Origin of the sequence: Micromonospora sp. NPDC057141, from assembly GCF_042670805.1 — a bacterium.
Classification (GTDB): domain Bacteria; phylum Actinomycetota; class Actinomycetes; order Mycobacteriales; family Micromonosporaceae; genus Micromonospora.
Map to the genome: position 1 here is coordinate 26,297 of NZ_JBHUVA010000070.1, position 9,568 is coordinate 35,864.

The window sequence follows — 9,568 nt, forward strand, 5'->3', positions numbered from 1 at the left end:
GCGTCCGTGGGTGCAGAGCAAAGGGGTTGGTAGGGATGGTGGGAGCAGGCGCGTCGCGTCGCGCTGCGTAACCTGCCGGCGGCGGTTGCGTCACCCGTCGGCGGCAGGCGGGCCGAAGGCCAGCTCCACCGGCCGGCCGGCGCGCAGGTCGACCGTCGCGTCCCCGTGCGGGCTGTGCACCGTGAGCCGCTGGTCGACGGGGGAACACAGTCGTGCCCGTACCGACGACGCGTCCCAGGACAGCTCCTCGACGGTGACCCGGCCCCGGCAGGTCGCCCCGCGCAGCATCCCCCGGCCGAGGCCGGGCAGCGGGGCCGGGAGCAGCCGTACGCGGCCGGGCCGGGAGTGCACCAGCGACTCGATCAGCACGCCGGGCAGGGCGTGCGCGGCGTCGGCGTTGTAGGTCTGCCGGCCGGGGTTGTGCGAGCTCATCAGCGACCGGAAGAACATGTCGTTGCCGAGGATCTTGGCCACGTTCTCCCCGGCCAGCGCGCCGTCGCGAAGGCGTACCGCGACGAGCGCCCGGTGCAGGCTGCCGTGGGCGGAGAGGTTCTCGTCGCCGCGCAGGGTCAGCGCGCGGAGCGCGGCGGCGGCCAGCTCGGGGGTGTCGTCCGGGTTGATCTCGTCCAGCGGCCACACCGGGTAGAGGTGGCTGACGTGCCGGTGGTCCTCGTCGCTGCGGTAGCCCGGCCAGGCCCACTCCGCGAGCGCGCCGCGCTCGTCGATCCGGTACGCGGGCAGCCGCTCCCGCAGCGCCGCCCACCGGTCGGTGCCGGTCACGGCGTCGGCGGTGGCCAGGGCGTGCCGGGCGGCGGCGATGTCCATCGTGGCGTTGACCGCCAGGTGCACCGGCCGGCCGTCGTCGTCCAGCGGCCCGGTCTCGGCCGAGTACGACGGCACCACGACCGCCGTGCCGTCGGCGGCGGTGACGGTGAGAACGTCGGCGAAGAACTCGGCGGCCTCCGTCAGCCAGCCGGCCAGGTCGCCGAGCGGCTCCCCGGTCACCAGGTGGTGCTCGTAGAGGGGGTGGAGCAGCCAGTCCGCGCCGGGCAGCCAGGCGGCGAACGGCCAGTCGTCGTGCATGTGGAACAGATGCCCGTGTTCCCCGTCGGTGCGGCTGGGCGCGAGCAGGCCCCGCGCGCCGTAGATCGCCTCGGCGTTGCGCCGCCAGTCGTCGACCTGCGGCCCGATCAGCCGTGCGTACGCCGCGCTGACCTCGGGCAGGGCGCCGATGTTGGCCCCCGCCATCTGCAGGTTCAGGTTGGCATCGGTGGTGAAGTCCCCCGCCCAGGCCGCGTCCCAGGAACCGAGCCACAGCCCGGTCAGCCGGGGCGGCAGGACGCCGCTGGAGCTGAGCAGCAGGTATCGGCCGGCGTGGAACAGCCGCTCCACCAGCGCCGGGTACGGTCGCCCCGGTTCGGCAGCCTGCCGGGCGAGCAACTCGCCGATGGGCAACTCCCGCTCGTGCGCCGGCACGGCCAGGTCCAGGCTGACCCGGCTGTAGGCGGGGCGGTGCCGGGCGGCGTGCCGGGCGAGGAGGTCGTCGTATCCGGCGGCGGAGCGGGCGCGCAAGCTCTCCTCCAGCTCGGCGGTCCGCCACGGCGGCGTGCCGGGCCGGTCGAGCACCATGGTGAGCAGGGCGGCCCCGCGCACCGCCACCCGGTCGCCGAGCACCCGTACGTCGCCGGTGAGCAGGGCCAGGCCCTCGAAGCCGTATGCGCCGCCCACGGGCGGGTAGTGGCCGCGTACCCGCAGGAAGACGTCCTCGCCGCGTTGGTAGGCGGTGGTCTCGTAGCGCACCTGCGCCGGGCGGCCGGGCAGGTCGCCGGTGAGCCCCACCACGCAGTCGCCCACCTCCAGCAGCATCACCACGAGGTCGTCGGCCCGGGAGACGAAGGACCGCCGCCGGCCGCCGGCCCACTCGACGACGACCTCCCCGGTGCGGAAGTCCGTGCTCCGCCGGTACCCGTCCGGGAGCGCCGTTCCGCCCGGCCCCGCCGCGTCGATGGTCATCGCGAAGCCGGGGTGGAACGACTGGGTCCACCGCAGTTCCCGGCCGCCGCCGAGCAGCCGGCTGGCCTCCGCCCGCCGGCCGGCGAGGGCCAGCTCGCGGACCCGGGGCAGCAGGTGGGCCAGCCGGGGCGGGCGGGCGTCGTGGGTGCCGTTGGGCAGCACGAACCGGTGGTGGTTGACGACGACGCGCTCGGCGTGCGGAGCACCGGGCACCATGATCCCGTACTCGCCGTTGCCGGACAGGAAGGCGTCCTCCCAGCCGGCGGCGGGCGAGTCGTCCCAGATCCGGTGGGCGGACGCCGGCAGGTCGGCCGTCACCGGCGGTCCCCGTGGGCGGGGGCCGTGCTGTCGCGGATCGTCAGCCGGGGTTCGAGCAGCGTCGCGTCCGGCACCGGCTCGCCGTGCACCTTGCGCATCAGCAGCGACACCGCCTGCTGGCCGACCTCCTCCGCCGGCAGGGGCACCGAGGTGAGCCGGGGGCTGGCCTGCTCGGCGAACTGGTCGGGGCAGATGCCGACCACCGACACGTCCTCCGGCACCCGCCGCCCGAGGGTGGGCAGAGTCGCCAGCACGGGGCCGACGGCCGACTCGTTCTGCACGATCAGCCCCGACAGGTCCGGCCACCGCTCCAGCAACTCCACCAGCTCCCGGCGTACGGCCGCTGTGCCCTCCTCGCAGGGCCGGACCACGGTGTCGACGCCGAGCCGCGCGGCGGCGTCGAGGATGCCGTTGCGGGTGCGGTGCGCGAAGCCGGTGCCCCGGTCGTAGACGGCGGCCGGTGCCCCGAGCAGGGCGATCCGCCGGTGGCCCAGCCCGGCCAGGTGCTCGACGCAGACCGCGCCGGCCCGGTGGAAGTCCAGATCGACGCAGGTCAGGCCGGTGGGGTCGGCGGGGAAGCCGATCAGCACGCTGGGCCGGCCCAGCTCCCGAAGCAGCGGCACCCGCGAGTCGTGCATCTCCACGTCCATCAGCAGCAGACCGTCCACCATGGCGCTGGCCGCGATGCGGCGCAGCCCGGCCGGCCCCTCGTCGGAGGTGACCAGCAGCACGTCGTGCTCGACGGTGCGGGCGGTGGTCACCACCGCCATCGCGAACTGCATCACCACCGGCACCTGCATCCCGGAGCGCAGCGGCAGCACCAGCGCGACGACGTTGGCCCGCCGGCTGGCCAGGGCGCGCGCGCCGGCATTCGGGTGGTAGCCGAGCATCCGGATGCTGGCCAGCACCCGGTTGCGGGTCACCTCGGAGATCGCCCGTTTGCCGCTGAGGACGTACGACACGGTGCTGACCGCGACCCCGGCGTGCCGGGCGACGTCGGAGATGGTGACCAGGTCGGGTGACTTCGCCGGCCGCGCCGCCGTGGGCAGGCGCGGGCCGGGGTCACCGGGAGCGGCCGGCACCCGTGGCCTCCCGCGCCGGGGCGTCGGCGGCGGACGCCGCCCGGACGGTGAGCGTGCCGACGAGCCGGATGTCGGTGGCGGACCGGCCGACCAGCACGGTGTGCGCGGCGTCCTCCACCACCCGGGTGCCCTGGGACTCGTCCCACCAGCCCAGGTCGGCGGCGCGCAGCCGCAGCCGGACCACCCGGCGCTCGCCGGGGGCGAGGGCGACCCGCGCGAAGCCCCGCAGCTGGCGCAGGGGCTGCTTGACCCGGGAGCGCCGCTGCCGGGTGTAGAGCTGCACCACTTCCTCACCCGCCCGGTCGCCGCTGTTGGTGACCTCGACGCGCACCTCGACCTCCCCGTCGGCGGCCACTGTTGCCGCGCTGAGCCGCAGGTCAGCGTAGTCGAAGTGGGTGTAGCCGAGCCCGTGGCCGAGCGGATACAGGGGGTCGCCGCGGTGGTACAGGTAGGTGGCGTCGGCGCCGATGATGTCGTAGTCGAGCAGGTCGGGCAGCTCGGCGACGTCGGCGTACCAGGTCTGGGTGAGCCGACCGCCCGGCTCGGCGTCGCCGAGGAGCACCGCGGCCAGCGCCGCGCCGTGCTCCTGGCCGCCGTGCGCCGACCACAACACCGCCGGCAGGTGGGCCTGCGCCCACCCGATCGCGTACGGGTAGCTGCTGGTCAGCACGAGGGCGGTGCGGGGGTTGGCGGCGTACGCGGCACGCAGCAGCGCCTCCTGCCCGGCCGGCAGCGCCAGGTCCACCCGGTCCTCGGTCTCCCGCCCGTTGACCATCGGGTGGTTGCCGAGGGCCACCACGACCACGTCGGCGTCGGCGGCCAGGGCGGCTGCCTCGGCGGCACCGTCGGCGATCAGCTCCACGGCGAACGGGGTGGCCGTGCCCGGCCCGGCGGCGTCGGCGCGCAGCCGCCCGTCGGGGCCGGCGGCGACGTACCGGCCGGTGGCGAGGTGGTGCAGCAGCACCGTGCCGTCGGGGCCGGGCCGGAACCGGAAGGTCTCCCGGACCACCCAGCCGCCCGGCTCGGTGCGGTCGTTGACCAGGGCATCGCCGTCGTCGCTCCCGACGTGCCGGCCGTTGGCGACGGCGCGCAGCGCGACCGCGTCCCCGCCCCAGTCGAACACGTCGAACCAGGTAGCCTCGGTGGCGGCGGTCGCGTCGAGGGTGAGCGAGCCGCCGGCGGCGTCGGTCGCGCAGCGGACGTACCGGTTCCCGGCGCGCAGCGCGATCCGGTCGGCACCGCTGTGGCTGGTGACGGCGTCGACCCGCGCGGCCAGGGCGGCGAGGGTGCTGACCGCGTACGGCAACGTGCCGCAGTACCAGTCGGCGTGGACCGCGTCGGCGAGCGGGCCGAGCACGGCGACCCGCAGCCCCGGGCGCGGGGTCAGGGGCAGCAGGCCGTCGTTGCGCAGCAGCACGACGCCCTGCCGGGCGGCCTCGTGGGCTAGTTCCCGGTGCGCCGGGCAGTCGACGACGTTCGGCGCCACGCCGGCCCACGGGTCCTCGTGCGCCGGGTCCAGGTCGCCGAGGCGCAGCCGGAGGCCGAGGATCCGCCGGACCGCCCGGTCCACGTGGGCGGTGGTGATCAGGCCGCGCTCCAGCGCCTCGGCGATCCGGCCGGTGGTCAGGGCGCTGTTCGTGTCGTCCTCGGTGAAGTTGTCGATCCCGGCGCGCAGGGCGGCGGCGAAGCCGCTGACGTGGTCGGGTTCGCGCCCCTGCACCCCGGCGATGTTGGTGGCGGCCCCGGCGTCGCCGACGACCATGATCTCGTCGGCGGCCATCGGCCGCAGCTCGCCCTCGATCAGCGGGCTCAGGTGCGCCGGGACCCCGTTGACCAGGTTGTACGAGGCCATCACGGCCACCGCCGCGCCGGCGGCGAGGGGTGCGCGGAACGCCGGCAGCTCGTATTCGTGCAGCACCCGTGGGGGCAGGTCGCTGGAGGTGGTGGCGCGGTCGGTCTCGTTGTTGTAGCCCAGGAAGTGCTTGAGCGTCGGCGCGGTCCGCAGCCGGTCGGGGTGGTCGCCGCGCAGCCCCTGGGCGTACGCGGTGGCGAGGTGCCCGGTGAGCCAGGGGTCCTCGGACCAACCCTCCTCGTTGCGCCCCCAGCGGGGGTCGCGCAGCGGGTTGACCACCGGCGCCCAGACGTTCAGGCCGACCTTCTCGGGGTCGGCGTGGTGCTTGGCGCGTACCTCGTCGCCGACGGCGGCACCCACCGAGCGCAGCAGCTCGGCGTTCCAGCTGCTGGCGAGGCCGATCACCTGGGGGAAGACCGTGGCCGTGCCGAGCCAGGCCACCCCGTGCAGCGCCTCGGTGCCGGTGCGGAACGGCGGCAGCCCGAGCCGGTCGACCCGGGCCTGCCACTGGTGCAGCAGCCCGATCTTCTCGGTCAGGGTGAGGCGGGCCAGCAGGTCGTCGACGCGGGCGGCGGGGGACGGGCCGGGCGTCCGGCCGGTGCTGTCGGTCATGGTGGATCGGTTACCTTCCATGGGCTAGCCGATGCCCGCGGCAGGTCGAAGCGCTTCGACGACCGTCGTGACGAGTGGCATCGCGGTGGTGGTGTGGCGGCTGTCGCCCGGACGCGGTGAAGCGCTTCGACAACCGACGAAGAACCAGGCCGCCCCCGTCTGCCCGGACAGGACGGCTGCTCCGAGGTTGGCACCACCGGGCCGATGCGGTCAAGCCCTGACGGCCACGGGTTCCGGCGTCAGCGGGCGGGCAGCCGGCCACTCTCGACGGTGGCCAGGGCGGCGGTGGCACCGCCGAGCGCGGCGGCCGCGCCCCCCAGTGTGGACGCCTCCAGCCGGCACCCGCCGGCTTCCGGGGTGAGGGCCCGGGCGGCCAGCTCGGCCCGGGCCGCCGGCAGCAGCCACGGCCCCAGCGTCGCGAGGTGGCCCCCGACCAGCACCGCCTCGGGGTTGAGCAGGTCGGCCAGCACGGCGACCGCGTGGCCGAGGTGGCGGCCGACCTCGGCCAGTCCGGCGCGCACGGTCGGGTCGCCCTGCCCGGCCAGGACCTTCAGCCGGTCGAGCTCCGGCAGGAAGTCGGTGACGGGGCCGTCCTCGGCGGTGTCGGGCAGCAGCCGGCGCACCACGGCGGGCAGGCCGACCAGCGCCTCCAGGCAGCCGGCCCGGCCGCAGGTGCAGGCGGGGCCGGTCGGGTCGAGGGTCAGGTGCCCGATCTCGCCGGCGAAGCCCCGGTTGCCGCGCAGCAGCCGGCCGTCGACGATCATCCCGGCGCCGATCCCCGCGCCGCCGGTGAGGTGGACCAGGTCGGTGGCTCCGGCCTGCGCGCCGTGCCGCTGCTCGGCCAGGGCGGCGAGGTTGGCGTCGTTGTCCACGGTGACCGTGAAGCCAGGGTCGCGTAGCGCGGCGCGTAGCTGGTCGGCGAGGGGGACGTCGTGCCAGCCGAGCCCGGGGGCCAGGGGCACGCAGCCGTTCGCGTCGACCAGGCCCGGCACCCCGACGGTCAGGCCGAGCACGTCCCGCCCCTCGCCGGTGACGCGGGCGGTGGCCCGCCGGACCAGGGCGGCGAGGGCGCGGACCGTCTCGGCGGGCGTCGCCGCCGGCGCGGCGAAGGCGCGGCGCCAGGTGAGCAGCCGGTTGCCGCCGAGATCGACGGCGACCGCCGCCAGCTCGTCGACGCCGACCTGGAGCCCGAGGGCGGCGTACGGCTCGCCGTCGAGGACGAGCATGGTGGCCGGGCGGCCGATCCGGTTCTCGGTCAGCCCGGTCTCGCGCACCATCCGGCGCTCGATCAGCTCGCTGACGAGGCTGGAGACGGTGGCCTTGTTGAGCCCGGTGCGCGCCGCGATGTCGGCCCGGGAGCAGGGGGCGTGCACCCGGACGTGCCGCAGCACCACGGCCCGGTTGGCGACCCGCACGTCGCCGAGGTCCGTCGGCTGCGGGTCGTTCTGCATGCTGATCAAGGTGTGCCCGCTCCCTGCGCTGCCGGTGCGCGATCCCCGGTCGGTCCGCGCGTCCATCATCGCGCACCGCAGCACCCCACCGGGCCACCGCGCGCGGCACGTCGCCTCGCGGTCGCCGCTCCCTTGTGGGTCGGATCACCGTCGATTAGTTTATTCGGCTAGTAACCCAACTAATCCTAGCCGGGCGCGCGTGCTCCGCAAGCCCCGCGTGTCAGATGAAGGGAACGCCGTGAAGCCGTCCCTGCCAGGCGTATCCACCGATCGCCGGACCCTGCTGCGCCTCGCCGGTCTCGGCGCCGCCGCGACGATGGGTGGCGCCACCCTCGCCGGTTGCAGCAAGGAGGCCGGAAGCAAGGGCACCGCCACCCAGGCCGACGCGGTCCGGGCCGTCCTGCCCAACCACAAGCCGGCTGCGGTCGGCAAGCCGGACATCCCGGGGGAGGGGCCGATCCCGGACGGCTACCTCAGCTACCCCAAGGAGCTCGTCGACGCGGTCACCGAACAGCCCGGCAAGGGCGGCGCGGCGATCCGCACGATGAGCCCCTGGTGGGGACCGACCCCGCCGACGCTGGGCAGCAACTCCTACCTCGCCGCGATCAACACCAAGCTGGGCGTCGAGGTCAACCCGAGCCTGCAGGACGGCACCACGTTCGCCGACAAGCTCAACGCCATGCTCGGTGCCCGCGACGTGCCCGACCTGCTCATGGTGCCCAACTGGGAGGTCGACAAGGTCGCCCGGTTCTCCGACGCGGTCAAGGCCCTCTTCGAGGACCTCACCGACCACCTCAAGGGCGACGCCGCCGCGAAGTACCCGTACCTGGCCGCGCTGCCCACCGGCGCCTGGGAGTACTCGGTCTGGGGCGGGCGGCTGGCCGCCGTGCCGTACCCCACCGACGGCCCGTTCGCCTGGGCCCTGTTCCACCGCAAGGACCTGCTCGACAAGGCCGGCCTGGCCGCGCCGACCTCGCCCGAGGAGCTCTACGAGCTGGGCAGGAAGGCCACCGACCCGGCCAAGGGCGTGTGGGCCTTCGGCACCGTCTTCGACATGGTCCAGCAGTTCTACGGCTGCCAACAGACCTGGCGCAAGAAGCCCGGTGGCGGCCTGGAGCACAAGTTCGAGAACCCCGCCTTCAAGGCCGCCCTGGAGTTCACGGCGAAGCTGTTCAAGGAGGGTCTCGTTCACCCCGACACGGTGGCCAGCAAGGGCGCCGACGAGAAGCAGCTGTTCAAGGCCGGCAAGATCCTGATGTTCCAGGACGGGCTCGGCGCGTGGCAGGGCATGCAGGGCGAGCAGTCCAAGGTGCTGCCGAGCTTCAACATGCAGCCGCTGCCGGTGTTCGGCGCGGCCGGCACCCAGCCGGTCATCTGGGGCAGCGAGAAGCCGATCTTCTTCACCTTCGTCAAGAAGGGCCTCGGCACCGACCGGGTCGACGAGATCCTGCGGGTGCTCAACTGGTGCGCCGCCCCGTTCGGCAGCCGCGAGTTCGAGCTGCGCGAGTACGGCGTGGAGGGCAAGCACTTCACCCGCGCGGCCGACGGCAGCCCGCTCCCCACCGAGCTGGGCCGCAAGGAACTGGGTGGCCAGTACAACTTCTGTCGGGTCGCGGTGAAGGTCAAGAGTGGCGACACCCCGGACTACGTCCAGCAGTACCTGGACTACCTCAAGAAGAACGTCGCCCTGCTGGAGAAGGACCTGTTCGCCGGGATCAAGCTGGAGCTGCCCGCCAACTGGTCGAAGATCATCCAGCCGACGGACGACAAGATCCGCGACATCCTGCGCGGCCGCCGCCCGATCAGCGACCTCGACCAGGTGACGAAGGAATTCCTCGCCTCCGGCGGCGAAGAGGGGCGCGCCTTCCACGAGAAGGCGCTCGCCGACAACGGCCGATGAGCGGCCCGGGCACCGCCGGCGCGGTGGACGCGCCGGCGGCGGCCGGGCAGGCCCCGCCGCCGACCCGAAAGTCCCGGCGCAGCCGGCCCCAGGCGAGCCTGCGGGCCCGTGATGCCGACCCCCCGGAACCGGCGCGCAGGCAGTTGCCAGACGATCACCTGGGTGAGGAGCAGCAGCCCGGTCGAGGAGGCGAGGAGGATCCAGGCGAGGTCCGTCCGCTCGTGCAGCGACCACCAGAGCATCGCCGCCCACACCAGCCACGTTCCCGGCACGCCGGGCGCCAGGACCCCGAACAGGCCGAGCAGCATCACCGTCGCGACCATCAGGAGCTGCCACACAC

General features: G+C 74.6%; 5 protein-coding genes and 1 pseudogene. 1 reads left to right on the plus strand and 5 read right to left on the minus strand.

Annotated elements, in window-relative coordinates:
* Window positions 1-90 precede the first annotated feature (90 nt).
* The 4 genes from ACFT41_RS26015 to ACFT41_RS26030 all read right to left on the minus strand — a co-directional run bounded on the left by ACFT41_RS26015 (window position 91) and on the right by ACFT41_RS26030 (window position 7,328).
* A complete protein-coding gene (locus tag ACFT41_RS26015) occupies window positions 91-2,331 on the minus strand; it encodes a glycoside hydrolase N-terminal domain-containing protein (RefSeq protein ID WP_377587148.1) in 2,241 nt (746 codons plus the stop codon).
* Complete coding sequence (locus tag ACFT41_RS26020) at window positions 2,328-3,344, minus strand: LacI family DNA-binding transcriptional regulator (RefSeq protein ID WP_377587184.1); 1,017 nt, start codon at window positions 3,342-3,344, stop codon at window positions 2,328-2,330. The genes ACFT41_RS26015 and ACFT41_RS26020 overlap by 4 nt, the downstream gene beginning before the upstream one ends.
* 49 nt (window positions 3,345-3,393) lie before the next feature.
* The gene (locus ACFT41_RS26025) at window positions 3,394-5,877 is read right to left on the minus strand and encodes a glycoside hydrolase family 3 C-terminal domain-containing protein (RefSeq protein WP_377587147.1); all 2,484 of its coding nucleotides are present in this window, start codon (window positions 5,875-5,877) and stop codon (window positions 3,394-3,396) included.
* A gap of 239 nt (window positions 5,878-6,116) precedes the next feature.
* A complete protein-coding gene (locus ACFT41_RS26030) occupies window positions 6,117-7,328 on the minus strand; it encodes an ROK family protein (protein WP_377587183.1) in 1,212 nt (403 codons plus the stop codon).
* Between the two features lie 238 nt (window positions 7,329-7,566).
* Between ACFT41_RS26030 and ACFT41_RS26035 the strand changes: the two genes are divergently transcribed.
* A complete protein-coding gene (locus ACFT41_RS26035) occupies window positions 7,567-9,228 on the plus strand; it encodes an extracellular solute-binding protein (RefSeq protein ID WP_377587146.1) in 1,662 nt (553 codons plus the stop codon).
* Window positions 9,229-9,347: 119 nt separating this feature from the next.
* Here ACFT41_RS26035 and ACFT41_RS26040 read toward each other — a convergent pair.
* A pseudogene (locus tag ACFT41_RS26040) lies at window positions 9,348-9,551 on the minus strand (DUF456 domain-containing protein); the annotation flags it as partial.
* Window positions 9,552-9,568: the final 17 nt, after the last annotated feature.